The organism is Nocardia sp. PE-7 (assembly GCF_030486425.1).
GTDB classification, from domain to species: domain Bacteria; phylum Actinomycetota; class Actinomycetes; order Mycobacteriales; family Mycobacteriaceae; genus Nocardia; species Nocardia salmonicida_A.
Genome location: NZ_CP129614.1, coordinates 3,820,375 through 3,843,779, shown reverse-complemented (window position 1 = coordinate 3,843,779; position 23,405 = coordinate 3,820,375). Strand labels below are relative to the sequence as shown.

The 23,405-nt window shown below is 67.9% G+C and carries 24 protein-coding genes; 8 read left to right on the top strand and 16 right to left on the bottom strand.

The window, feature by feature from the left end:
- Nucleotides 1–6: 6 nt before the first annotated feature.
- Entirely contained in the window at nt 7–393 is a 387-nt protein-coding gene (locus tag QX204_RS18210) for an SMU1112c/YaeR family gloxylase I-like metalloprotein (RefSeq protein ID WP_301900932.1), read from the top strand.
- Here the strand turns inward: QX204_RS18210 and QX204_RS18205 are convergent, their stop codons facing one another.
- The 3 genes from QX204_RS18205 to QX204_RS18195 form a co-directional block, all read right to left on the bottom strand.
- Entirely contained in the window at nt 394–1,194 is an 801-nt protein-coding gene (locus QX204_RS18205; protein WP_301900931.1) for a HugZ family pyridoxamine 5'-phosphate oxidase, read from the bottom strand.
- Nucleotides 1,191–2,447 (bottom strand): lipase family alpha/beta hydrolase, encoded by a 1,257-nt coding sequence (locus QX204_RS18200; protein ID WP_301900930.1) that lies wholly within the window; start codon nt 2,445–2,447, stop codon nt 1,191–1,193. Before QX204_RS18200 ends, QX204_RS18205 begins: the two co-directional genes overlap by 4 nt.
- A gap of 213 nt (nt 2,448–2,660) precedes the next feature.
- Nucleotides 2,661–3,377 carry a metal-dependent hydrolase gene (locus QX204_RS18195; RefSeq protein ID WP_301900929.1) on the bottom strand — a complete coding sequence of 239 codons (717 nt, stop codon included), beginning with the start codon at nt 3,375–3,377 and terminating at the stop codon, nt 2,661–2,663.
- A 120-nt stretch (nt 3,378–3,497) separates the two neighbouring features.
- Here QX204_RS18195 and QX204_RS18190 point away from each other — a divergent pair, with 120 nt between their 5' ends.
- Both QX204_RS18190 and QX204_RS18185 read left to right on the top strand, forming a co-directional pair.
- Nucleotides 3,498–3,824 carry a nitroreductase/quinone reductase family protein gene (locus QX204_RS18190; protein WP_301900928.1) on the top strand — a complete coding sequence of 109 codons (327 nt, stop codon included), beginning with the start codon at nt 3,498–3,500 and terminating at the stop codon, nt 3,822–3,824.
- A 57-nt stretch (nt 3,825–3,881) separates the two neighbouring features.
- Entirely contained in the window at nt 3,882–4,337 is a 456-nt protein-coding gene (locus QX204_RS18185) for an SRPBCC family protein (RefSeq protein ID WP_301900927.1), read from the top strand.
- A 58-nt stretch (nt 4,338–4,395) separates the two neighbouring features.
- Here the strand turns inward: QX204_RS18185 and katG are convergent, their stop codons facing one another.
- Nucleotides 4,396–6,624, bottom strand: coding sequence for a catalase/peroxidase HPI (katG, locus tag QX204_RS18180; RefSeq protein ID WP_301900926.1), 2,229 nt, complete (start codon nt 6,622–6,624; stop codon nt 4,396–4,398).
- 11 nt (nt 6,625–6,635) lie between these two features.
- Nucleotides 6,636–7,070, bottom strand: coding sequence for a Fur family transcriptional regulator (locus QX204_RS18175; protein WP_056809750.1), 435 nt, complete (start codon nt 7,068–7,070; stop codon nt 6,636–6,638).
- A 138-nt stretch (nt 7,071–7,208) separates the two neighbouring features.
- On the opposite strand from QX204_RS18175, the gene QX204_RS18170 reads away from it, so the two are divergent.
- Entirely contained in the window at nt 7,209–7,727 is a 519-nt protein-coding gene (locus QX204_RS18170; protein WP_301900925.1) for a hypothetical protein, read from the top strand.
- Nucleotides 7,728–7,834: 107 nt separating this feature from the next.
- Nucleotides 7,835–8,881: a fused (3R)-hydroxyacyl-ACP dehydratase subunits HadA/HadB gene (locus QX204_RS18165; RefSeq protein ID WP_301900924.1), complete on the top strand. Its 1,047-nt coding sequence runs from the start codon at nt 7,835–7,837 to the stop codon at nt 8,879–8,881.
- Between the two features lie 34 nt (nt 8,882–8,915).
- Here the strand turns inward: QX204_RS18165 and QX204_RS18160 are convergent, their stop codons facing one another.
- Nucleotides 8,916–11,111 carry a molybdopterin oxidoreductase family protein gene (locus tag QX204_RS18160; RefSeq protein ID WP_301900923.1) on the bottom strand — a complete coding sequence of 732 codons (2,196 nt, stop codon included), beginning with the start codon at nt 11,109–11,111 and terminating at the stop codon, nt 8,916–8,918.
- 162 nt (nt 11,112–11,273) lie between these two features.
- Here QX204_RS18160 and QX204_RS18155 point away from each other — a divergent pair, with 162 nt between their 5' ends.
- On the top strand, nt 11,274–11,618 hold the full coding sequence (locus tag QX204_RS18155) for a hypothetical protein (RefSeq protein WP_301900922.1): 345 nt from the start codon (nt 11,274–11,276) through the stop codon (nt 11,616–11,618).
- A 50-nt stretch (nt 11,619–11,668) separates the two neighbouring features.
- Here QX204_RS18155 and QX204_RS18150 read toward each other — a convergent pair whose 3' ends face one another.
- Nucleotides 11,669–13,114, bottom strand: a complete 1,446-nt coding sequence (locus QX204_RS18150; RefSeq protein WP_301900921.1) for an MFS transporter — start codon at nt 13,112–13,114, stop codon at nt 11,669–11,671.
- Between the two features lie 14 nt (nt 13,115–13,128).
- Nucleotides 13,129–13,932 (bottom strand): acyl-CoA thioesterase, encoded by an 804-nt coding sequence (locus tag QX204_RS18145; RefSeq protein ID WP_301900920.1) that lies wholly within the window; start codon nt 13,930–13,932, stop codon nt 13,129–13,131.
- 53 nt (nt 13,933–13,985) lie between these two features.
- Between QX204_RS18145 and QX204_RS18140 the strand changes: the two genes are divergently transcribed.
- A complete protein-coding gene (locus tag QX204_RS18140) occupies nt 13,986–14,468 on the top strand; it encodes a winged helix-turn-helix transcriptional regulator (RefSeq protein WP_301900919.1) in 483 nt (160 codons plus the stop codon).
- Nucleotides 14,469–14,526: 58 nt separating this feature from the next.
- Here QX204_RS18140 and QX204_RS18135 read toward each other — a convergent pair whose 3' ends face one another.
- Nucleotides 14,527–15,144: a TetR/AcrR family transcriptional regulator gene (locus tag QX204_RS18135; RefSeq protein WP_301900918.1), complete on the bottom strand. Its 618-nt coding sequence runs from the start codon at nt 15,142–15,144 to the stop codon at nt 14,527–14,529.
- A gap of 117 nt (nt 15,145–15,261) precedes the next feature.
- On the opposite strand from QX204_RS18135, the gene QX204_RS18130 reads away from it, so the two are divergent.
- Complete coding sequence (locus tag QX204_RS18130) at nt 15,262–16,137, top strand: SDR family NAD(P)-dependent oxidoreductase (protein ID WP_301900917.1); 876 nt, start codon at nt 15,262–15,264, stop codon at nt 16,135–16,137.
- On the opposite strand, the gene QX204_RS18125 is transcribed toward QX204_RS18130, so the two are convergent.
- From QX204_RS18125 to QX204_RS18095, 7 genes are all read right to left on the bottom strand, one after another.
- Nucleotides 16,127–16,732, bottom strand: coding sequence for a GTP-binding protein (locus QX204_RS18125; protein ID WP_301900916.1), 606 nt, complete (start codon nt 16,730–16,732; stop codon nt 16,127–16,129). The two genes, QX204_RS18130 and QX204_RS18125, sit on opposite strands and share 11 nt — an antisense overlap.
- A complete protein-coding gene (locus tag QX204_RS18120) occupies nt 16,713–17,087 on the bottom strand; it encodes a DUF742 domain-containing protein (protein WP_056809730.1) in 375 nt (124 codons plus the stop codon). The genes QX204_RS18125 and QX204_RS18120 overlap by 20 nt, the downstream gene beginning before the upstream one ends.
- Nucleotides 17,088–17,099: 12 nt before the next feature.
- Complete coding sequence (locus QX204_RS18115; protein WP_056809728.1) at nt 17,100–17,504, bottom strand: roadblock/LC7 domain-containing protein; 405 nt, start codon at nt 17,502–17,504, stop codon at nt 17,100–17,102.
- A 1-nt stretch (nt 17,505) separates the two neighbouring features.
- Nucleotides 17,506–19,845 (bottom strand): sensor histidine kinase, encoded by a 2,340-nt coding sequence (locus QX204_RS18110; RefSeq protein WP_367620135.1) that lies wholly within the window; start codon nt 19,843–19,845, stop codon nt 17,506–17,508.
- 219 nt (nt 19,846–20,064) lie between these two features.
- Complete coding sequence (locus QX204_RS18105; RefSeq protein WP_301900914.1) at nt 20,065–20,472, bottom strand: DUF779 domain-containing protein; 408 nt, start codon at nt 20,470–20,472, stop codon at nt 20,065–20,067.
- The gene (locus tag QX204_RS18100; RefSeq protein ID WP_301900913.1) at nt 20,472–21,989 is read right to left on the bottom strand and encodes an acetaldehyde dehydrogenase ExaC; all 1,518 of its coding nucleotides are present in this window, start codon (nt 21,987–21,989) and stop codon (nt 20,472–20,474) included. The genes QX204_RS18105 and QX204_RS18100 overlap by 1 nt, the downstream gene beginning before the upstream one ends.
- Nucleotides 21,990–22,076: 87 nt before the next feature.
- Entirely contained in the window at nt 22,077–23,351 is a 1,275-nt protein-coding gene (locus QX204_RS18095) for a transcriptional regulator (RefSeq protein ID WP_301900912.1), read from the bottom strand.
- Nucleotides 23,352–23,405 lie beyond the last annotated feature (54 nt).

The window sequence follows — 23,405 nt, the reverse complement described above, 5'->3', positions numbered from 1 at the left end:
AGCGACATGCGATTTCTCGGCGTCCACCACATCGCGATCATCGCGACGGACTACGCCCGCTCCAAGCGGTTCTATACCGAAACCCTCGGTGGCGCCGTCCTCGACGAGAACTACCGGGCCGATCGCGATTCGTGGAAGCTCGACATCGAGCTGTCCGGCGGAGTCCGCATCGAACTGTTCTCGTTCCCCGATCCGCCTGCCCGTCCGAGCAGGCCGGAAGCCGCGGGCTTGCGGCACCTGGCCCTCGCGGTCCCGAGCGTGCCCGCCGCCCTCGACGAGCTGCGGGCGCGGGGCGTCCGGACCGAGGAACTGCGCACCGATGAACACACCGGCAAGCAGATGGCCTTCTTCTTCGATCCGGACGACCTGCCGCTCGAGCTGTACGAGGCGTGATCAGGCCGTGGCGCGGGCCCGTCGGGTCAATTCCACCGTCGCCGCGCGCAATTCGCTGATCTCCGACAGCGGCGCGGCGTAGCCGACCCGGGTGCGCGCCACTCCGCGGGGGGATTCCACGCGCAGGTCGAGGCCGTAGCGGTCGGCGCGTTCGCAGGTGGCGGCGATGGCGTCGGGGAAGCCGCCCAGCTGCTGGGCCATCGCCAGCAGTGCTTCGGCGTGGTCGGCGTTGAGGTGGGCGATGCCGGGCGCGGCGTGCGCGACGATCGGGTCAGGCTGCGCGGCAAGATAATCGGCGGCCGAGGCCGAATCCATCCGGCCGTAGCCGCCGACCCAGCGCACCCGTTCGATCCGCAGTACCCAGAGCGTGAAATCGCTGTAGTCGATGTAGTACTTGGCCGCGGGGATCGCCGCCAGGTGGGCCGCGCGGGCCGCTTCGGCTTCGGCGCCGGTGGGCCGTTCCACGAAACCCGCGAGGGTGATCCTGGTGCCCGCGAGGGGGTCGGCGGGAATGTCGGGCGTGACGATCGCGATGCTGGCGCGCGGATCGGCGGCCAGGTTGCGGCCGTGTTCGGCCAGCCGCGACACGCTCAACACCGGTGCGCCGTCGAGCAATCCGTAGGTGATGAACGAGGCCCACGGTGCGCCGTCGGCGGTGAGGCTGGCCAGGGTGCCGGTATTGGTGCCGGCCGCGATTGTTCTGGCTTCTTCGGCCGGCGAGGGGCGGGCCTCGTTGGCCAGGGGAGCGGTCGGCAGCGGAATGGCAGGTGCGTCGCCCGGATCGCCGTGGTCGAGAGTCATGGCCACAGCGTATCCACCTGACGCGAGCGGCGGGGCGCGCTCGACAACCAACCGTGCAGCGCATCGTAGACAGCGTCGTGATTGAGCAGGCTGAAGTGGTTGGCACCGGGGATGTGCAGGCCGTTGACCGCGTCGAGATCCAGGCGCCTGGTCCGTCCGCGTCCCGACCCGCTGCCGGAGAGAACCATGCCGTCGCCGATGATCACGCCGAGTGGATGTTTCGGGCTGTGGGTGATGGTCGTGGTGACGAAGTAGTGATCGACGCCGGCCAGCAGCGGCACTTCCTTGACCGCCCGTGCGCGCAGGGTGTCCACATCGAGGTCGCGCCAGTCCTCGTCGACCAGCGAACCCTGACGCAGGTCCCGGATGCCCGCGCTGCGCCTACGCAGCAAGGTGCTCAGCGGCCGGGTCTCGGGCAGTCGGTCCAGTGCGGCCGAGGCATAGTGCACGAACTGTTCGAGCGGCGCACCGTGGTGCGGGGAACCGAGGCAGACGATCTGTCGCACCGATCGCACCCATGCCTCGCCCGACTCCTCGGCCTGATGGCAGGCGCTGCGCATGATCAGCCCGCCCATCGAGTGCCCGACCAGGCAGATCTCGTGCACCGGCATCGGCCAGCTGTCGACAAGGCGGGTCAGCAGGGCGCTGAGCTGGGCGGCGTTCTCGGAGATGTGCAAGCCGGAATTGAAGCGGACGAAGACCGGGATGTAGCCGAGATCGGCTTCCAGGCGCTCGCCGTAGGTGGGGCGGTGGCCGAGGCGCCAGGAGTGTTCGGTCTCCACGAGTCCGTGCAGGAGCACGACCAGCCTGGTCGTCGGCACCGGGACGTGGGCGGCGAACTCTTCGGGCGGAACAGGGACGCCCTCGATGCGAAAGGTCATGGGGGAGGACAGGATCGGGGTCTCGTCTTCCAGCGCGTCACCGATCAGCCCCTGGATCGCGGCCAGTACGCCCGAGCCCCACACCGTGCGCGACGGCGCGGTGACGCCGGGCAGCGTGACCGCGCTCGCGACCTCGCCGACGACGAATCCGGTGCCGCTGACGGCCGCGTAGATGCCGTCGGTGATGGCGTCGTGCACGACCTTCACCGGAGCCGCCGCCGGTCCGACGCCGAACCGCACCGCCGCGAACACCCGATCGGAGATGGCGCGGTGGATGGCCGCGATCCCATCGACCGCACCGACGAACTCGTCACCGGCGAGCCGCGTGAGCGCCTGTACTTCGGCCTGGGATTGGGGGAGCTGCTCCGTCACAGTCTTGAGAGTACAACTGTGCACTGAAAGGCGTCGGATCTGGGGGCGGCTTCGAGACCTGCGACGATGCCGAGCGGTCAGGTCTGGGGTCGATCACAAATACATAGTGATACAGCGATATGCGTATCAATGAATGTAGCGACACCAGGGCAACCGAGGGGCCGGCTGCGCCGACCGTGCTCAGGACGGCGGGGAGCCCCGCCGTCCCGGCGATCACGGCTGGTGCACGATCGCGTACCAGAGCGCGCCCATCGTGCCGAGCACGAACAGGGGAGAGATGACCCAGGTCTCGACCCGGTTCCCGGTCCGCTCGATCAGCGGCACCCGCGTACGCAACGGAAACGGCCACAGCAGTCGGCAGCCCCGGTCGGTCAGGCAGTCGCCGAGCAGGTGCGCCAGACACCCGAGGCCCACGCAGATCGGGAGCCATACCGGCCGATCGACGATCCAGTGATCGACGGCGAAGGTTCCTGCCGTGGCCAGCACGATCACGGTTCCGTAGGTCCGCACGCTCTTACCCGGCGGGCACAGATGCAGCGAGCGCACCGCCAGCGCGAGGAGGAAGAACACCAGGCCCAGCGTGAAGGGCCTGCCGAGATAGTGCTCGCCCGCCCAGGTCGCCGCGACCGCGACGACGACGAACAGCAGCGAATGTGTTCCGTGACGATGCCCGCCCGACGCCCAGGAGATGAACCGGCACAGGTGATGTGACACCGGGCCGAGCACGTGGGAGATGGTGCCGCTGGGATGATCCGCGTCCGGCAGCAGCGCCGCACCCGCGGTGAGCAGCGTGCCCATGATGAGTTCGGCGATACCGAATCGCGTTGTCTCGCTGTCGAACAGAGGGAAAGCCGCGACCGTGAGTGGTAGCGCCGCGGCAGTACCGGCCCAGGCCAGCGCCCCACTCGTCGCATGTGAATGTCCTAGCACCCCGCAACGTTAGAGTACGTCACGACTTCGGCGCATATGCCGTGGACAGCGCCGGAATGCGGGGCCCATCAAGATCGTTGGGGCAGGGGAGCTATCCAACGAGAGGACCACAACGACGCCATGGTGATCATCACCACGACCGGCGCGAAGTCCGGGCGCGCGATCACCAACCCGCTGGTGTATCTGCCCGACGGCGACCGGATCGTGCTGATCGCCTCCAACGGCGGCGCCGACAAGCATCCCGCGTGGTACTTCAACCTGCTCGCCGATTCGGAGCTCACCCTGGAGGTGGGATCCGAAACCTACAGGGGCAAGGCCGAACTCGTCGCCGATCCCGAGCGCACCGCCCTCTACGACCGAATGGTCGAACGACTGCCGGGCTTCGCCGAGTATCGCGACAAGACCAGCCGCGAGATTCCCGTGTTCGCGGTGTACCGCACGAGTTAGTCGCTGCCTCGAGCGGAATGGTTGCCGGGGTGGGTGAGCTGCTGGTTCTATCGCCCGGTGACCGAAACCATCGACGTGCCACGCATAGTCCACGCCTCCCGCGACGTCGCGGCGAGCCCCGCCGCGATCTTCGACCTGATCGCCGATCCCGAGCAGCAGCCCCGCTGGGACGGCAACGACAACCTCGCGCAGGCGAGCTCGGGCCAGCGGGTCCGCGCGGTCGGTGACGTGTTCACCACGACGCTGACCAACGGCGCCGACCGCGACAACCACATCGTGGAGTTCGAGGAGGGCCGTCGCATCGCGTGGAACCCGTCCGAGCGGGACAAGACCCCGCCCGGACACCTGTGGCGCTGGGAGCTCGAGCCGATCGACGACACCCACACCCGGGTGACCCACACCTACGACTGGACCCAACTGCACGACGAGCTGCGTCAGGTGCGGGCCAAGGCCACGACCGCCGAGAAGCTGCAGGCGTCGGTGGACCGGCTGGCCGAGCTCGCCGAGTCCTGACGGCAGCGACGAACACCCTGCGACGCACAGTGCGTCGCAGGGTGTTTCGCTGTTCGGATCAGGCTTTGACGTCGAACCGGTCGAGGTTGCTCACCTTGGTCCACGCGGCGACGAAGTCGTGCACGAACTTCTCCTTCGCGTCGTCGGTCGCGTAGGCCTCGGCCACCGCTCGCAGCTGCGAGTTGGAGCCGAACACCAGGTCGACCCGGCTACCGGTCCAGGTGACCGCGCCGGTGGCGCGGTCGCGGCCTTCGTAGACGTTGTCGTCGGCGGCCGACGGTGACCACTCGGTACCCATGTCGAGGAGGTTGACGAAGAAGTCGTTCGTCAGCGCACCCGGGGTCTCGGTGAACACACCCAGCGACGAGGACTGGTAGTTCGCGCCGAGCACGCGCAGACCACCGATGAGCACGGTCATCTCCGGCGCGCTGAGCGTGAGCAGGTTCGCCTTGTCGATCAGCAGGAACTCCGCGGGGATCTGCGCGTCCTTGGACACGTAGTTGCGGAACCCGTCGGCCGCGGTCTCGAGCGCGTCGAACGACTCGACGTCGGTCTGGTCCTGGGTCGCGTCGGTGCGGCCAGGAGTGAACGGCACCGTCACCGGGAAACCGGCGGCCTGGGCGGCCTGTTCGACACCGACGGCACCGCCGAGGACGACCAGATCGGCGAACGACACCTGCACGCCGCCGGTGGCGTTGAACGTGTCCTGGATGCCCTCGTAGACCCGTACCACCTGGGCGAGCTCATCGGGCTGGTTGACCGCCCAGCCGGCTTGCGGCTGCAGTCGGATCCGGCCACCGTTGGCGCCGCCACGCTTGTCGCTGCCGCGGAACGACGAGGCCGCCGCCCACGTCGTCGTCACCAGCTGGGCGATGGACAGGCCCGAGGCCTGGATCTGGCCCTTGAGGGCGGCGATCTCGGCGTCGCCGATGAGCGGGCCGTTCTGGGCGGGAACCGGGTCCTGCCAGAGCAGTTCCTCGGACGGCACCAGCGGGCCGAGGTAGCGCACGACCGGGCCCATATCGCGGTGGGTGAGCTTGTACCAGGCGCGCGCGAACGCGTCGGTGAACTCCGCGGGGTTTTCCAGCCAGCGGCGGGTGATCGGCCCGTAGATGGGGTCGAACCGCAGCGACAGGTCGGTGGTGAGCATGACCGGCGCGCGCTTCTTGCCCGCGATGAACGGATCGGGCACGGTATCGGCGCCCGCGCCGTCCTTCGGGATCCACTGATGCGCGCCCGCCGGGCTCTTCGACAGCTCCCATTCGAACCCGTAGAGGGTTTCGAGGAAGTTGTTGTCCCAGGTGATGGGGGTGCTGTTCCAGATGCCTTCCAGGCCGCTGGTGATCGCGTCCTCGCCGACGCCGGTGCCGAAGCTGCTCTTCCAGCCCAGCCCTTGCAGTTCCAGCGGCGCGGCTTCCGGTTCGACGCCGACCAGGTCCGCGTCGCCGGCACCGTGGGTCTTGCCGAAGGTGTGCCCGCCGGCGATGAGTGCGGCGGTCTCCTCGTCGTTCATCGCCATCCGGGCGAAGGTCTCGCGGATGTCGACGGCGGCGGCAAGGGGATCCGGATTGCCGTTGGGGCCTTCGGGGTTGACGTAGATCAGGCCCATCTGGACCGCGGCGAGCGGGCGCTGGAGGTTGCGTTCACCGGTGTAGCGTTCGTCGCCGAGCCAGGTGCGTTCCGGACCCCAGAACACGTCTTCCTCGGGCTCCCACGCGTCGACGCGGCCGCCACCGAACCCGAAGGTCGGCAAGCCCATCGACTCGAGCGCGACGTTGCCGGTGTAGACGATGAGGTCGGCCCAGGAGAGCTTGCGGCCGTACTTCTTCTTCACCGGCCACAGCAGGCGGCGTGCCTTGTCGAGGCTGGCGTTGTCGGGCCAGCTGTTGAGCGGGGCGAAGCGCTGCAGGCCCGCGCCCGCGCCGCCGCGGCCGTCACCGACCCGGTAGGTGCCCGCGGAGTGCCAGGCCATCCGGATGAAGAACGGGCCGTAGTGGCCGAAGTCGGCCGGCCACCAGGGCTGCGAGGTCGTCATGACCTGCTCGATATCGGCCTTCACCGCGGCGAGGTCGAGGGTGGCGAATTCGGCCGCGTAGTCGAAGTCTTCGCCCATCGGGTTCACCGAGGGCGGATTCTTCTGCAGCAGTGTGAGGTTGAGCTGGTTCGGCCACCATTCGCTGTTCGCTCCGCGCGCGTCGGTGGAGGCGAACGGACGATGCATGACGGGGCAACCACTGTCACCGGCTTCCGTGTTGGCTTCCGCGATAGGTGGGTGATCCTCGGGCACGGTGAATCCTTTCAGGAGAGTGATGGTGATGTCGTGCAGTCGGGGCACCTGCCCCAGTAGATGACTTCTGCCTCGTCGACGACGAAACCGCGGTCATCGAGGGGAGTCAGACAGGGTGCGTCGCCGACGGCGCACTCGACATCGACGATCACCCCACAGGATCGGCACACCAGGTGATGATGGTTGTCACCGACGCGGGTCTCATAGCGCGCGACGGTGCCCATCGGCTGTATTCGCCGGAGTAGTCCGGCGCTGGTGAGTGCCCGCAGTACGTCGTAGACGGCCTGCTGGCTGACGGCCCCGAGGGTGGCTCTGACTCGGCTCAGAATGGTGTCCGTGTCGGCATGTGGATGCTGGTGCACTGCGGTGAGCACCGCCAGGCGTGGCGCGGTGACGCGCAGTGAGGCTGCACGCAGCATCTGTTCGAAGTCCGATGTGGTGGACACATTCCAGATTATGACTCATTCCAGATGACGGGGGAAGGGTTTCGGGAAGGAGTTGTGATGACATCTCGGGCAATCCAGGCAATACTGGCGGGGAGACCGGCACGGGGAGTCCGGTCCAGAGGCATGGGGTGGGAACGAATGTCGAGTCGTCAGTGGTATGCCGTGTCCGCGATCGCGGCGGCCCTTCTGGTAGGTGGATGCGAGTCGGGGCAGTCCGTCGACGCCGCGCCGACGAGCAATGCGTCGAAGGCCACCACGACGCCGCGCGCGAGCACTCCGGCGGCGCCGCTGCTGAACCGTCGAGGCGAGAACGGTGCGGTGGTCCAGCAGGACGGGCTGGTCGGTGCGGGCAAGCTCGACATCGTCAACGGCAACAGCGACGACTTCGCGGTCGTGGTCACCAACGGCGATCCCAAGAAGCCGCAGGCCACCATCTACGTCCAGGGCAATTCCAATGCCACGCTCAACGGCATCGACGGCACCTACTACGTCTATCTGAAGACCGGCAAGGATTGGGACGAGGCGACGCTCGCCTTCACCCGCGAGCGCGAGTTCCAGAAGTTCGACGACCCGTTCGACGCCGACTCCGACTGGGAGATCACGCTGCAACCCTCGATCGGTGGCAATGCGAGCACCAGCGACGTACCCTCCTTCTGAGCGCGAAGGAAGGCGACAGAACTGTGAACTGTGCCAAGGAATGTCCGCTCCGCCTGCGCGTCGACTAGCCTGCCGGGTGTCCGTTCCCCGAACGAAGGTGATTCATAGTGACTTCCGTAGTCGATGTCCCGCCCGTCGATGCCCCTGATACTGCGTCGAAGGTAGGGCACTACTACCGGGTCGAGGGTGTCTACGAGGTCGGCCGCGAGAAGATCCGCGAATACGCTCGCGCGGTCCAGGACTTCCACCCCGCGCACTGGGAGGACGAGGCGGCCGCCGCGCTCGGCTACTCGGGTGTGGTCGCGCCGCTGACCTTCGTGTCCATCCCGGCTATGGCGGCCAACAAGCTGCTGTTCGAAACGGTGGTGGTCGGCTACGACATGTTCGTGCAGACCGAGCAGGTCTTCGAACAGCACAAGCCGATCGTGGCCGGTGACCGCCTCGTCGTCGACGTGGAGCTCTCGTCGGTGCGCACGATCGCGGGCAAGGACCTGATCACCGTCACCAACACCTTCGTCGACGAACTCGGCGAGACCGTCCACATCATGCACACCACGGTCGTCGGCATCACCGGTAACGACGGTGTCGATCCCGCGATCACCGCCGCGGTCGAGGACATCATGCTCCACGGCGTGAAGGTGTTCAGCCAGGACAAGAGCGCCGCGGTGGAGACCACGCTGCGCCCCGAGGGTGAGGTGCGACTGTCCGTCGACGGCGCCGCGCGCGTCCCGAGCACCACCACGTCGTTCGACGAGCTGACCGTCGGCGACGAACTTCCGCTGCGTGACGCTCGCGTCTCGCGTGGTGACCTCGTCAACTACGCGGGCGTCTCCGGCGACAACAACCCGATCCACTGGGACGAGAAGATCGCCGAGCTGGCCGGCCTGCCCGACATCATCGCCCACGGCATGCTGACGATGGGTCTGGGCGCGGGCTTCCTGTCCACCTGGTCCGGCGACCCCGGTGCCGTCACCCGCTACGGCGTCCGGCTCTCGAACTACGCCCTCGTCGCCAGGGAAGGCGGCCAGGTCGAATACACCGGCCGCGTGAAGTCGCTCGACCCGGCCACCCGCACCGCGGTGATCGCCATCGTCGCCAAGTCCGGCGGTCGCAAGATCTTCGGTCTCGCGACCGCTAACCTGCGCTTTCGCTGAACCCGACGCGGTGGACCCGGATTCCTGATCGGGTTCACCGCGGCGTGGCGGCTACCTCGGATCGTGGTGTGGCGTCCGGGATTTCGATCCCGACCGGGTTCACCCGTACCCACGTGCTGTTGACCGCCGAGGTGCCCGACAGGGCGTCGGTGCGGGCCGGGTCGTGCAACAGGTTGACATTGGCTCCCGGCAGTTTCGCCGCGACGGTCCAGCCGACCCCGGGTTCGCGGTGCCCCCACCCGTGCGGGATCGCCACCACCCCGGGGCGAATATCGCGGCTGATCTCCACCGGTACCTCGATCGAACCGACGGGGGATTCGATCGTCGCCGGATCACCGTCGGCAAGACCACGGGCGGCGGCGTCGTCGGGGTGGACGAGCACGGTGCAGCGGTCACGCCCCTTCACCATCGACGGGATGTTGTGCAGCCAGGAGTTGTTGCTGCGCAGGTGACGTCGTCCGATGAGTTGCAGGTCGTAGCCGGGTTCCGGCGTCGCGGTCGTCTCGTCGAGGACCGTGTGTATCGCCGCCAGGAAATCCGCGGGCACCAAGTGCGTCTTGCGGTCGCTGGTGCCGATCAGTTCGGGCAACCGTGGCCGTAACGGGCCGAGGTCGACACCGCCCGGTGTGTCGCGGATCTTGCCGAGCGTCAACCCTTTTCGTCCGCGGCGCAGGACGCCGTAGGGGCCTGTCGCGACAGCCGCCGCCGTCAATCGCAGGGGACTGAGCTGTTCGAACGCGGCGTTGAGCGCGCGGCCGGCGAACCGTCGTCCCGGCAGCGGTACCAGTTCGGTCACCAGCCGGGCCAGGATCTGCCAGTCCTCGAGTCCGTCGGCCGGTGGATCGAAGACCCTGGCGTCGTATCGAGCGTTGTTGCGAACGCTGAATATCGGGAACAGCAGGCTCAGTTCCTCGCGCTCGAGCGCCGAGACGGGCGGCAGGATGAAGTCGGCGTGCCGGGTCGTCTCGGTGACGTACATGTCGATCGCCACGTAGAAATCCAGTGATTCCAGCGCGGCGTCGAGCTTGTCCGCCTGCGGTGTCGAGAGCACCGGATTGCCCGCGTAGGTGATCATCGCCTTGATCTGGCCCGGTCCGGGAGTGAGGATCTCCTCGGCGAGGACCGCGACCGGCAGTTCGCTGCGGAACGACTTGTGCGCGCCGGACCGGTCGGTCCACGCGCCGTGGCCCATCGGCAGGTACTTCGCGTAGCGGGCGGCGTCGACGGCCGGGGAAGCGAACATCTGACCGCCCGCCCGATCGAGATTTCCGGTCACCGCGTTGATCGTGTTGACCAGCCAGTGGGTGAGCGTGCCCGTCTCTTGCTGGCACACCCCGATCCGCGCGTACAACACCGCGGAGGGCGCCGCCGCGTGGTCACGGGCCAGCCGTCGGATGGTGTCGGCGTCGACGCCGGCCAGCGGCGCCATGCGTTCGGCGGTGGTATCGGCGACCAGTTCGGCGAGCTCGTCCCAGCCGGTGCAGAGCGACCGCACCGCCCGTTCGTCGCACAGTTGCTCGGTGATCAGCACATGCAGCATCCCGAGCAGCAGGTAGACATCGCCGCCGGGACGGACCGCCACGTGCTCGTCCGCCAGTCGGGCCGTTTCGGTGCGGCGCGGGTCGATCACGACCACGGTGCCGCCTCGGGCGCGGACGTTCTTGATCCGTGTTTTCGCGCCGGGCATGGTGGTGATCGATCCGTTGGAGACCGCGGGATTGGCGCCGAGCACCACCAGCCGGTCGGTGCGATCGATGTCGGTGACCGGCATGAGAACGTTCGAACCGAACATCCGCCACGCGACGAATTCCTGCGGGAACTGATCGATCGAGGAGGCGGAGAAGAAGTTGCGGGTCAGCAGGACGGTCCGAAGCAGCGCCCCGTACATCACCGAGGAGCTGTGGGCGGCGGGGTTGCCGATGTACATCCCGGTGGCGCTGGAACCGTGCGCGGACCGCACCGCGCGCAAACGCCGGCCGATCTCGCGGAACGCCTCGTCCCAGCCGACGGGCTGAAAAGTGTCGCCGACGCGGCGCATCGGTGTCCGCAGCCGGTCCGGATCGTGGTGGAGACCGCCCATGGCTGTCGCCTTCGGGCAGATGTAGCCCTTCGACAGCACGTCGTCGGGGTTGCCCTCGATGCGGGTGACCTGCGAATCCTCGACGGTGACCAGAATTCCGCAGTGTGCCTCGCACAGTGTGCATTGCCGTGCAATCGTCGTGCTGTCCACAGCTTTTCCTACTTTCCGCTGAGCCCGGTCATGCCACGGTAGCGCGACCGGGTGCTCGGCATATCCGTCTACGGTCGGATTTCCGCGCAACCCGGCCAGCGGGCGTAAAATCGTCTGCGATACGAAGCGCCTTCCTTTCCGTTCGGGACAGGAGCAGATGCGATGCGTTCCAGAGTTCGTCTCGGGTTCGCGGCCGCCGCGGTCACGGTCGCCGGGATCGCCGGGCAGGCCACCGCCGCCGCCCAGCCCACCTATTACGACCCCGTCATCACGGCGTGCGGGCACCTGTTCCGCACCCCACTCGAACCGCCACGCCCCGGCACCGACATCTACTGGAGCCCGTTCGGCACCTCGAACATCGTCTGCTTCGACGATGGCACCGGGATGGAGCGGTACTACCAGCGAGACCCAGGGGGTCGCTGGCACGACATGAACGAACTGACCCCCGGTCACTTCTTCTACGTAATCTTCGATTCGTCGGTTCCGGACCACGCGAGCTGGGGCTGAGCGGACCGAGGGACGCGGCCGGCGACATCGTGGTCGCCGACCGCTCGGGGTCAGACGGAAACCGCCGCGTCCCCGGAGTTCTCGGTCGCCACCGGAGTGGTGAGATCGCCGGGCGATTCGACCGCCTGCCCGGACCGCACGGCGAAGCCGATGAGTCCGGCCAGAACCGCGATCGCGGCGGTCACGTACCAGGCGCGCTGGAAGGCGTCGAGCGTGGCAGCCGGGGTGTTCGGGGTGCCGAGTAGCGCGACGAGCACCGCGACGCCGAGGGCGAGTCCGAGTTGGCGGGCCATGCTCAGGACCGCCGATCCGGTCGCGAAGCGTTGCGGGGGAAGGGTTCCCGCGCCGACGGCGAAGGCGGTGGGCAGGGTCAACCCGACTCCGAGACCGGTCAGCAGCATTCCACCGAGTAGGCCACCCACGTAGTCCGGTGACAGTTCGGCCGCACGCGCCCACCACAGGAGCCCGCCGCCGAAGGCGAGCCCGCCTGCCGCGATCACCGGGCCCGGGCCGATTCGGGCGATGAGCTTGCCCGCGGCGACGGCGACGAACGGGACGACCAGTGGGCCGGGCGCGATCGCCAGACCGGTCTGCAACGCCGACCACCCCCACACGTTCTGGGCCCAGAGCGTGACCGAGAGCAGCATGCCCGCGAACGCGATCTGGAACACCAGCGAGTTCGCTCCCGCGAGCGTGAAGTTCGGGACCCGAACCAGGGCCGCGTCGATGATGGGGCTGTGATGACGGGCCGAGCTCACCGCGAAAACGACACCGAGCGCGATCGCTACACCGAACCCGGCTAGGACCCCGGCAGAGGTCCAGCCCCACTCGGGACCTTCGACGACGGCCAGGATCAACGACCCGACCGCGCCGATCAGTGCTCCCGCGCCCAGCAGGTCGGGCAACGGACCGCCCGCTGCGGGCGGGCACGGCAGCTTTCGCACGCCGATCGCGAACGCGGCCGCGCCGATCGGCACGTTCACGAGAAATACCCAGCGCCAATCGAGTTCGACCAGCAACCCGCCGAGGACCGGGCCGAGCGCGGCGCCGAGTCCGCCGAACCCGACCCACAGCCGAACCGCGCCCGCGCGCTGCTCCGGTGGCGTCGCGGCGAGGACCAGCGCGAGCGAGGACGGCGTGAGGAGCGCGCATCCCACGGCCTGGACGACGCGGAAAGCGATGAGCGACTCCACATTCCAGGCCGCCGAGCACAGGGCCGACCCGATCACGAAGATCGCCAGTCCGGTGAGGAAGGTGCCGCGGTTACCGCTGCGGTCACCGAGTCGACCGGCCGGAACGAGCAGGGCGGCGAAGACGATGGCATAGAGGTTGAGCACCCAGGACAGCTCGGTCAGTCCGGCGTCGAAGTCGTCTGCCATGGCGGGCATGGCGACATTGACGATGAACAGGTCCAGACTCGACAGCAGCACGCCGATGGAAACGATGGCGAGCACCAGACGTGGATTCGTATCCCGCAACGGGGCAACGGATTTCATGATCGAGCTTTCGTTCAGCCGAGGACGCGGCGGGTCTGACGGGCCGTGGCGAGCAGAACGCCCTCGCCGTCCCAGATATCGGTGTCGTCGACCGACCAGCCCTCACCGGAACTGACGTTCGCGGCGCGGACCAGGACGGGTGTGTCGCCGAGGCGGGTGCGATCGGCGTGTAGTTGCAGCGACAGGGTGACGGTCGGGACGGCGACCGGCGCGGTGAGCAGCGGGAACAGGCCGGGTGGGAGCGCGTCGGCGAGAACGGCCAGAGTCGGCGCGTCGAGGGGCAACCCGGGGTCGAGTGCGATCCAGGCACACATCATCGCCTCGTCCGCACCACTGAGGGGCAACGGGCCCGCGGCGGGCCGGATGACGAAATGCGCGCCGACGGGGACGATCTCGGGCGGCAGCTGGAACAGCGCGCAGTCCTGTGGCGGCGCGACGACGGGCGCGTGCCGGGCGCTGTGGGCGGGGATCGTCGACGCACTGGTCGCGCCGAGAGTGATGGTGGCCGACGCGACCGGCACACCGTCCTGTTCGGCGATCACGTCCACCATCGTCGTGCTGCGCCCGACGGTGTGTTCGGTGGCCCGCAGGGTGAACGCGCCGGTCGCCGGTCGGCCGAGGAACCGGACGTCGGCGGCCCGCACGGGGTCCTCGCGCGAGCTCGCCTGCTGGGCGACCTCGATCAGCAGCCCGGCGAGCGCGCCGCCGTGTGGGCCGGTCCAGCCGCGCCACGAATCGTCGACCACGGCACGCCACTGCCCGGACTCCGTGGCAGTGAGGGCGAATTGCGCGCCCAGCCGCCCAGTGAGTTTCATCATGCAACTCACCATAGATTGGTGAGTTCTTTCATGCAACTGACTATGCTGGGGTCATGCGGCGCACCAGCTTCGAAGACATGAACTGCTCCATGGCCCAGTGCCTCGAGGTGGTCGGGGAGTGGTGGACCTTGCTGATCGTGCGCGACGCCCTCTTCGGCGTGACCCGCTTCGACGACTTCCGCGATCGACTCGGCATCGCCCGCAATGTGCTCACCCAGCGCCTGGAGGGCCTCGTCGAACACGGGATCATGACCAGGGAGCCCTACCAGGACAACCCCGTCCGCTACGACTACCGGCTGACCGCGAAGGGTCGCTCGCTGTGGCAGGTGGTGAACGCGATGCGTCAGTGGGGCGACGAATGGGCCGCCCCGAACGGCGCCCCGGTCGAGTCGCTGCATCGAGGCTGCGGCCACGTCGCCACGATCGAGCCGACGTGCTCGCACTGCGGGGAGCGGGTCCACGGCCGCGACCTGAAACCGGTGGACGGCCCCGGTGCGGGGGATCGTTCTCCGCTGCCCGCGTCGCTACGCGGGTAACGCGCGATCTCGTCGACGGTCCGACCGTATATCGCTGCCGGACAGCTTGTTCCGTGGGTCAGCCGCGTAGACCCCGCAGGGCGGTCTCGACCACGCGATCGGCGAATTCGGTGGTCAGGGTGCCCGTGCGCAGTAACCATCGGTCCATCAGTGGGCCCCAGATCATCGCGATGGCCACGTCGAGGTCGATGTCGGCGGCGATCTGGCCCGCGGTCTGCGCGGCGGCCAGCCGACGGCGTTTCAGGTCGTCGACGGGGCCCTGGAGGCGTTCCACGTAAGCGGCGGCCAGGGTGGTGTCGTGCATGATGGCGCTGGTCAGGCCGCGCAGGGGGAGATCGAAGCGGGGGTCGGCCAGTTCGGCGACGGTGGCGCGCAGGACGAGTTTCAGATCCGCTTCCAGGTCACCGGTGTCCGGCAGGCCGGGTGTCGCGTCGTCGCCGGTCTCGCTGAGCATCAGGAAGGCGTCGAGCAGGACGGCGCCCTTGGACGGCCACCATCGGTAGATCGTCTGCTTGCCGACGCCCGCCCTGGCGGCGATCGCCTCGATGGTCAGCTTGTCGTAGCCGATCTCGCCCGCCAGCTCGAAGGCGGCGGACAGGATCGCGCGCCGAGATCCCTCGTTGCGCCGGGTCGCGTCGGCTGTCGGCCGGGGTGCGGGTTTCGCCTGCTGACTCATGACGTCATCCTAGCAATCGAAGAGACGAGACGTTGCGTCTTGACACGGCTATGGGTCGATGGCATCCTCGAATCATCAGACGAGACGCAACGTCTTGTCTAGGCAAGGAGGATCGCCATGACCACCGCCGGTACCACCGCATCCCGCATCTGGTTCGTCACCGGAGCCAGCCGCGGTCTCGGCCGGGCCTTCGCCGAGGCCGCGCTGGCGGCAGGGGATCGGGTCGCCGCCGCCGCGCGCACCGGATCCGCACTCGACGAACTCGCCGCCGCCCATCCGGGTCGGGTCCTGCCGTTGACCCTCGACGTCACCGATCGCGGTGCGGTACACGAGGCCGTCGATGCCGCCGTCGCGCATTTCGGTCGCCTCGACATCGTGGTCAACAACGCGGGCACGCTCTCGATGGGCATGATCGAGGAATTCACCGAAGTCGAGGCCCGTGCGCAGATGGAGGTCAACTTCTTCGGTGCGCTCTGGGTGAGCCAGGCGGTGCTCCCGCATCTGCGTGCTCAGCGCGGCGGGCACATCGTGCAGGTCTCCAGCATCGGCGGACTCGCCGGGTTCCCGCTGTCGGGAATGTACGCCGCGAGCAAATTCGCGCTCGAGGGCATGAGCGAGGCCCTGGCGATGGAAGCCGCGGAATTCGGTGCGCGGGTGAGCATTCTGCAACCGGGCGGGTACTGGACCGACCTGTATTCGGCGATGGCGACCACCACACCGATCGAGGCCTACGCCCCGCTGCGCGCACAGTTGGAGGCACAGTGGGCCGAAGGTTCGGTCGACAGCGAACCGGCCCTCGCCGCCGAGGCGCTGCTCACGCTCGTCGACGCCGAGGAGCCGCCGCTACGGCTGCTGCTCGGAAACATGGTGTACGACTTGGCCTTCGACCTCGCGCGCGCCAAGATGGCCACCTGGTCGGCGTGGGAGCAGACCAGCCGAGCCGCGGAGCGGGCAGTCGCCGCGCCGGGCTCGGCCCAGCCGCTCAGGTGGTGACGGGAGTCCGTGCGGCGCGATCGATCAGGTACTCGACCAGGTGCGTCAGCACCGCCTTGGCCGAGGGTCGATCGCGTGCGTCGCACAGGATCACCGGTGTGTTCGGGTCGAGGTCCAGCGCGTCACGCACCTCCTCGACCGTGTAGCGCGGCGCACCGTCGAAGCAGTTCACGGCGATCAGGAACGGCAAGCCCCGCCGTTCGAAGAAGTCGACCGCCGCGAACGAGTTGCTCAACCGCCGGGTGTCGGCCAGCACGATCGCGCCGAGGGCGCCACGGCACAGCTCGTCCCACAGGAACCAGAAGCGGTCCTGTCCGGGCGTACCGAACAGGTACAGCACCAGATCCCGGTCGATGGTGATGCGCCCGAAGTCCAGCGCGACTGTGGTCGTGTGCTTCTGCTCCACGCCCGACAGATCGTCGACACCGGTGCTGACCTCGGTGATCAGCTCTTCGGTCCGCAGCGGCGCGATCTCGCTGATCGCGCCGACCATGGTGGTCTTGCCGACGCCGAAGCCGCCGGCGATGAGGATTTTGACCGAGGCGGCCATGTGCTGGTCGCCTGCGGTCGTCGGGTCAAAGTTTTCGGATGCCATCCAGAACCGCTCGCAATATGTTGAGGTCACCGGCACCGGCCTCGGCCGATACCGGAGCCCGGAAGATGAGGTGGCCCTCGGCGATGAGATCACCGACGAGGATCTTGGTCACCGCCAGAGGCAGTTTCAGCACGGCCGAGACCTCGGCCACCGACTGCGGACGCTTGCACAACTGTGCGATCGTCGTGTACTCGGGTTCTGGTTTGCGCAGGGTGGGGGCGGGATGCACTGCTACCACCACCGTGAGCATGTCCAGGTCGTGCGCCGCACCCATGGTGCGGCCGCGGGTCACCGCGTACGGCCGGACCAGGGGTCCGGCCGCGTCGTCGAACCACGGATCGCCGAGTCGAGTCATAGTCGAAACTTTCTATAGCTGCGCATGCCCGTGCCGCGGCTCCGTCGACAGATAACTGCCGACCCGCTGCACGGTGAGATTCATTTCGTAGGCGACCATGCCGAGATTGGCCGACTCGTTGGCTTGCAGCGCCAGGCAGGCGTTCTCGCCCGCGGAGGTGACGAAGAGCACCGCTCGATCGAGCTCGATCACCGCTTGGCGCACGCCGCCACCGTCGAACCGGCTACCCGCGCTGCGCGCGAGACCGTAGAGGGTCGAGGACATGGCTGCGAAGTGTTCGGCATCTTCACGCTTCATCTGCGAGGAGCGTCCGAGCAGCAGTCCGTCGGTGGACAGCACAACCGCGTAGCGGACCCCTGCCAGCCGGTCGACGAGATCGTCGAGTAGCCAGTTGAGATCACCGGGGGAAGAGTTCACCTCAGCCTTCCTGTTCGTCCTGATTCGATGTGGTCTGTTGCTTGCGACCCTGGCGGGTGCCGTTCTCGATCGCGGACATGATGTCGCGCGCCTGTTCCGCGGAGCGGGGACGCTCGGGTGCGCGTGGCGCCTCGGCGGCCGGCTCGGTGAGTTCGGGTGCCAGATTCGTCTGCCTGCTGCGCCGTGGCAGTGCGGGACGGTCGTCGGAGCCGGTGTCGTAGCGCGGGTTCTGCACGGGGGGCGCCTCCGGGGCCGGCGCCATCGGACGCGGGGTCGGCGGGTCGGCGACCAAGGTCGCGACGGGCGACGGAGCCGCTTCGAGGGCGGCGACCGGTCCCGATGGTTCTTGCAGTGCGGGCAGACCACGCCGCAGCGGGCCGGTTGTCGTGGGCGGCGTGCCCGCCGAATCGGCCTCGCCCGCCAGCAACTGCTGGGGGATCAGCACGATGGCACGGATGCCGCCGTAGTCGGATTCGCTCAGCCGCACCGACACACCGTGTGCCAGGGCCAGCCGGGCGACCACGAACAGGCCGAGGCGCGAGTCCGAGGACAGCGTGCCGACACCGAAGTCCGGCGGCTCGGCCAGCATGGTGTTGTAGCGCACCAGGTCGTCGTCGCTCATGCCCATGCCCTGGTCGGTGATCTCGACGACCACACCCTTGCCGACGACATTGCCGCCCGCCTCGACCCGCGACTGCGGCGGGGAGAACGCGGTGGCGTTGTCGACGAGCTCGGCGAGCAGGTGCACGAGGTCGGCCACGACGGTGCCGACGACGTTGACCTCGGGCAGCTTGGTGACTCGCACGCGCGCGTAGTCGAGCGTTTCGCCGATGGCGCTGCGCACCACGTCCATCACGGGCACCGGCTGACGCCACTGGCGACCCGGTCGACCGCCGCCGAGGATGATCAGGTTCTCGGCGTTGCGGCGTTCGCGGGTGGCCAGGTGGTCGAGCCGGAACAGCGTCTCGAGCAGTGCCGGATCCTCTTGGCGGCGTTCGGCTTCGTCGAGGATCTCGAGCTGGCGGTGCACGACGATCTGGCTGCGGTGGGCGATATTGAGGAACACCGCGCGCACACCCTCGCGCGTGCGGGCCTCGTCGACGGCGGCACCGATCGCCGCCGCGGCGGCGTGCTCGAACGCCTTGGCGACCTGACCGATCTCGTCGTGCCCGAAGTCCAGGGACGGCGAGGTCTCGGCCGAGTCGACCTCGTCACCGTCGCGCAGAGCGCGCATGGTGGCAGGCAGCTTTTCGTCGGCGAGCTGCAGGGTGGCGGTTCGTAGGCGGCGTAGGCGACGAATGATTCGATTGGCCAGGACCACCGAGACCAGGAAGACGAGCACGCTGAGCGCGATGACGCCGCCGCCCGCGGCAGCCGCGGTCGCCTCCGAGCGCTGTGCGGAGTCCTTTGCCAGAGTCTGGATGAATTGGTTGTGACCGGTGTAGACGTCGAGCAGTGCGCGGTTGACGCTCGCCGAGGCGCTCTGCCATTCGGCGGCCGACATCGGCAGCGCGGGCGGGGTGGTCGCCTTGGTGGTGCTCGTGGTGGGCGCGGGAGCGGAGAAGCGCGCGATGATCGCGTTGTCCATCTGCGTGAGCTGCTGCCACGGCGCCGAGGCGGTCAGCGCGACGATCGCGTTGCGCTCGCCTTCGGGCAGCTCGGGGGTGAGGTTGCTGAGTTCGGTGCGGTAGAAGCCGCTCTGGCGGATGAATTCGTCGACCGTGACAGCGAATTCGCCCTCGGCCGAGACCAGCGCCGACCCGAGCGCGTTGCCCCGTGACATGGCCTCGATGACGTTGAGCAGGCGCATGCCTTCACCCACGCCGGAGGACACGGTCGCGTCGGGGGCGGCCAGCATGGCGATCTTCGTGCCCTGGATGAACTTGTCGACCACCAGGTTGAAGAACATGTAAGCGTCCGGCGCGGGCAACATACCCGCGTCCGCGCCGCCGCGCATGGCCTTGAGGTGCTGCTGGAAAGCTTCGAATTCGGCCTGGTCGTCGCCGATATCGGCGCCGTCGACGGCCTGCATCTGCTGCGCGATTTGGTTGAGCTTCAGGAACGCGGCGTCCGTGCGCGTACGCGCGGCGGGTAGCGCGGGGATGGTGGTCATGTCACCGGCGACCAGCGACAGGGTGAGGTGGCGCTCGGACTGGATCGCCTCGACCATCTCTTGGGTGTAGCGGCCGGCCTGTTGGAGTTCGGTGGCCCACGCTTTGGCCGTATTGCTCTCCTCGACCAGATATCCGGCGGTACCGACCCCGACCACCACCAGAGTCAAACTCGGAATGAGAGCAATCGCCAGAATCCGGGTGCGCACACCGAGTCTCGCTAAGAACATCGCCATAACGTAACGGAATCGTTGCAGTGTTGTCGTGTGTGTCTCGGTGAGCGAGACGCGATTTGGTTTGCGCGGGAACACATTTGCTATATGGGTGAAAGACGAAAAAACGGCGAGCTCACCCCGCCGGCTGAGCCTCGATGGCCCAGTCGGCGGGGGCTCGCCGCGATCTGGCAGCGCCGGGAAAGATGCTGCCAGATCAGGTTTTCGGGGGTGACGCTACAGGGTGCGGTCGGCGCCCGTTCGCGGTGGCGGACCGGCCGCCAGCGCCGCGTTCTCCGCCTCGGTCAACAGCCTGGCGCGCAAGACGAATCGCATGCCCTGGCCGGCCTCGAGCGAATCCTCGGCGGCCTCACCGCGCGTCACATCGACGGTGAGGTGGGTATCTTTCCAGCACTCGAACTGTGCCGCGCTGATCCAGAATTCGGTATGCCAACTGAGTCGGCCGAGCAGGATGTCGGCCTTCTCGATCGGGAACTGCTTGGCCGACAGACACACCGGTGCGCTGTCGTCGTCGCAGCCGTCGCCCGCCTGGCGGAACAGCACCGGGCCGTTGTCCTCGATGAGGCGGCGGAGCAGGGTCTGGGCGCGCTCGGTGATCTCCACACGGTGGATTCGATTCTGCATCAGAACATCCCGAGTCTCGTCGTCGAATAACTGACCAGCAGGTTCTTGGTCTGCTGGTAGTGCCCGAGCATCATCGCGTGGTTCTCCCGGCCGAATCCCGACTTCTTGTAGCCACCGAACGCGGCGTGGGCGGGATAGGCGTGGTAGCAGTTGGTCCAGACCCGGCCCGCCTTGATGCCGCGGCCGAGTCGATGGGCGGTGTTGATATCGCGGGTCCACACGCCCGCACCGAGACCGTAGAGAGTGCCGTTGGCGATGCGGATCGCTTCGTCGACGGTATCGAAGCGGGTGACCGCGACGACCGGGCCGAAGATCTCCTCCTGGAAGATCCGCATCGTGTTGTCACCCTCGAAGACGGTGGGTTCGATGTAGTACCCACCCGGTAGACCGTCGACCTTGCGTGCTTCCCCTCCAGTGAGCACGCGGGCGCCTTCGGCTCTGCCGATGTCGAAATAGGACAGAATCTTCTCGTACTGGTCGTTGCCGGCCTGTGCGCCGATCATCGTCTCGGTGTCGAGCGGATGACCGGACACGATGGCCTCGGTGCGGGCGATGGCTCGGGCGAGGAACTCGTCGTAGATCGACGAGTGGATCAGCGCGCGCGACGGGCACGTGCATACCTCGCCCTGGTTCAGGGCGAACATGACGAACCCCTCGACGCACTTGTCGAGATAGTCGTCGTCGGCGGCCATCACATCGGGTAGGAAGATGTTGGGGCTCTTGCCGCCGAGTTCGAGGGTGACCGGAATGATGTTCTCGCCGGCGTACTGCATGATCAGCCGTCCGGTGGTGGTCTCGCCGGTGAAGGCGATCTTGGCCACACGCGGGCTCTGCGCCAGCGGTTTGCCCGCCTCGGCGCCGAAACCGTTGACCACGTTGAGAACTCCGTCGGGCAGCAGATCGGCGATGAGTTCGACGACGAGCAGCAGCGACGCCGGAGTCTGCTCGGCCGGTTTGATCACCACGCAGTTGCCCGCCGCCAACGCGGGGGCGAGTTTCCAGGCGGCCATCAGGATCGGGAAGTTCCACGGAATGATCTGCCCGACCACGCCGAGCGGTTCGTGGAAGTGATAGGCGACGGTATCGGCGTCGATCTGCGACAGCGATCCCTCCTGGGCGCGCAGCACTCCCGCGAAATAGCGGAAGTGATCGACGGCGAGGGGCAGGTCGGCGGCGAGGGTCTCGCGAACCGGTTTGCCGTTGTCCCAGGTTTCGGCCACCGCCAGCGGTTCGAGGCTGTTCTCGATCCGGTCGGCGATCTTGAGCAGGATGTCGGAGCGTTCGGCGACCGAGGTCGCGGCCCAGCGCTCGGTGGCGCGGTGCGCGGCTTCGAGCGCCATGTCGATATCGGCGGCGGTGGAGCGGGCTACCGCGCAGAAGGTCTCACCGTCGACCGGTGAGGTGTTGTCGAAATAGCGGCCTTCGACAGGGGGAGACCAATCACCTCCGATGAAGTTGTCGTATCGGGCGGCATAGCTGACTATGCCGGTATCCGATCCGGGTTTGCCGTAGATCATGCGTCTCGCTCCTCGCGACCTCTGCGTGGTGTCCCACACTATGGTCGGCGAAGGTTGGTACGAGGTTGGTGACGGCGTTCGCGCAGGTCAGCCTTGTCGTGCGGTGAAAAGTCGGGCCGTGACGACGGCACGGCGGACGTCGTCACGAGGCAGTAGCCGCAGGGCATGCTCGTGCACGGCGACATCGCCGGGGCACCGCTGCCCGAACGCGACCGCGTGTTCGGGCCGGTCGCTGCCGAGCACGGCGTTGCGGATGCCGACATCGAGGTGGGCGCGCCATTGTTCGACGCCGGGCAGATCCGAACCGGGCAGCAGCGGTCCGCGATACAGCCACAGCGCCGAGGTGAGGTCGCCGCCCTCGATGGCGGCCAGCAGATCCACCGCGTCGCAAGAGACCGCGCCGGTGAGCATGTAGCGCCGGTTCGCGATCTCGCCGCGGGTGGCACGGCGCAGGTGCGACACATCGGCTTTGAGCGTGTTCAGCGACACCGCCCGCTCGCCGTAGACCGCGGCGTGGAGCTGTTCGGGGGTGTAGCCGTCGGGTTCGAGCGCCAGCAGGGCCAGGATCTCGAGTTGGCGCGGCGGCAGCGGTACCGGGCGGCCGTCGCGCAAAAGTCTTGCCGCGCCGAGGCATTCGAGCCGCACACCCGGGGCGGGCGTCGGTGCTTCCGCGCGCAGCATCGTCTCCACGGCGGTGACGAGCGCGCGGACCGAGGTCATCACCATCGGATGCGAGCGTTCCCAGGTCGAGGACAGATCGAGCACACCCACCGTCCGGCCGTCGGGGCCGTGGATCGGCGCGGAGTAGCAGACCCAGCCGTGCAACGCGGCGACGAGATGTTCCGCGGAGAACACGGTGACGGCCCGGTCGTCGTGCAGGGCAAGGGATAACCCGTTGGTGCCCATATGGCTTTCGTCCCAGACCCCGCCCGGCGCGAAGTTCACCGCTTCTCCTTGGCGGCGCAGCGTACGGTCGCCCGCGGTCCACAAGATGGTGCCCGATTCGTCACTGACGACGGCGAGATAGCCCGATTCCTCGGCCATTCCCCGTAGCTGGCCCGCGAGTTCGGTGACGGGCCTGCGCAGCGGGGATTCCGACCAGCGATCGCTGATGTCGTTGAGCCCGGGCGCGACCTCGGTGGCGGGGTCGACGGTGTGCAGGGAACGCTGCCACGATTTGGCGACATCGTTGCGCACGGCGCCGGTGTCTCGGGGCAGGGTCAGCGGGCGGGAGGGCGCGGCCAGGCGAGTCCACTGTTTCTCGAGCTCGACGCGGTAGTCCGAGAGCCGTTCGGGCCGGTGTGGGCCGACGATCGGATTGTCGGGGGCGTCTGGTCGGGCTCGTCCCAGGTCTTCGCCCACGTTCACTCCCTGCTCGTCGGTGACGCACCGTTCCAGCGACGAGAACGGGTGTGG

Coding starts and splice junctions, on each gene's coding strand:
- QX204_RS18210 (WP_301900932.1), top strand. CDS start 7: ATGCGATTTCTCGGCGTCCACCACATCGCGATCATCGCGACGGACTAC.
- QX204_RS18205 (WP_301900931.1), bottom strand. CDS start 1,194: ATGACTCTCGACCACGGCGATCCGGGCGACGCACCTGCCATTCCGCTG.
- QX204_RS18190 (WP_301900928.1), top strand. CDS start 3,498: ATGGTGATCATCACCACGACCGGCGCGAAGTCCGGGCGCGCGATCACC.
- QX204_RS18170 (WP_301900925.1), top strand. CDS start 7,209: ATGTCGAGTCGTCAGTGGTATGCCGTGTCCGCGATCGCGGCGGCCCTT.
- QX204_RS18155 (WP_301900922.1), top strand. CDS start 11,274: ATGCGTTCCAGAGTTCGTCTCGGGTTCGCGGCCGCCGCGGTCACGGTC.
- QX204_RS18150 (WP_301900921.1), bottom strand. CDS start 13,114: ATGAAATCCGTTGCCCCGTTGCGGGATACGAATCCACGTCTGGTGCTC.
- QX204_RS18145 (WP_301900920.1), bottom strand. CDS start 13,932: ATGATGAAACTCACTGGGCGGCTGGGCGCGCAATTCGCCCTCACTGCC.
- QX204_RS18140 (WP_301900919.1), top strand. CDS start 13,986: ATGCGGCGCACCAGCTTCGAAGACATGAACTGCTCCATGGCCCAGTGC.
- QX204_RS18135 (WP_301900918.1), bottom strand. CDS start 15,144: ATGAGTCAGCAGGCGAAACCCGCACCCCGGCCGACAGCCGACGCGACC.
- QX204_RS18130 (WP_301900917.1), top strand. CDS start 15,262: ATGACCACCGCCGGTACCACCGCATCCCGCATCTGGTTCGTCACCGGA.
- QX204_RS18125 (WP_301900916.1), bottom strand. CDS start 16,732: ATGGCATCCGAAAACTTTGACCCGACGACCGCAGGCGACCAGCACATG.
- QX204_RS18120 (WP_056809730.1), bottom strand. CDS start 17,087: ATGACTCGACTCGGCGATCCGTGGTTCGACGACGCGGCCGGACCCCTG.
- QX204_RS18110 (WP_367620135.1), bottom strand. CDS start 19,845: ATGTTCTTAGCGAGACTCGGTGTGCGCACCCGGATTCTGGCGATTGCT.
- QX204_RS18105 (WP_301900914.1), bottom strand. CDS start 20,472: ATGCAGAATCGAATCCACCGTGTGGAGATCACCGAGCGCGCCCAGACC.
- QX204_RS18100 (WP_301900913.1), bottom strand. CDS start 21,989: ATGATCTACGGCAAACCCGGATCGGATACCGGCATAGTCAGCTATGCC.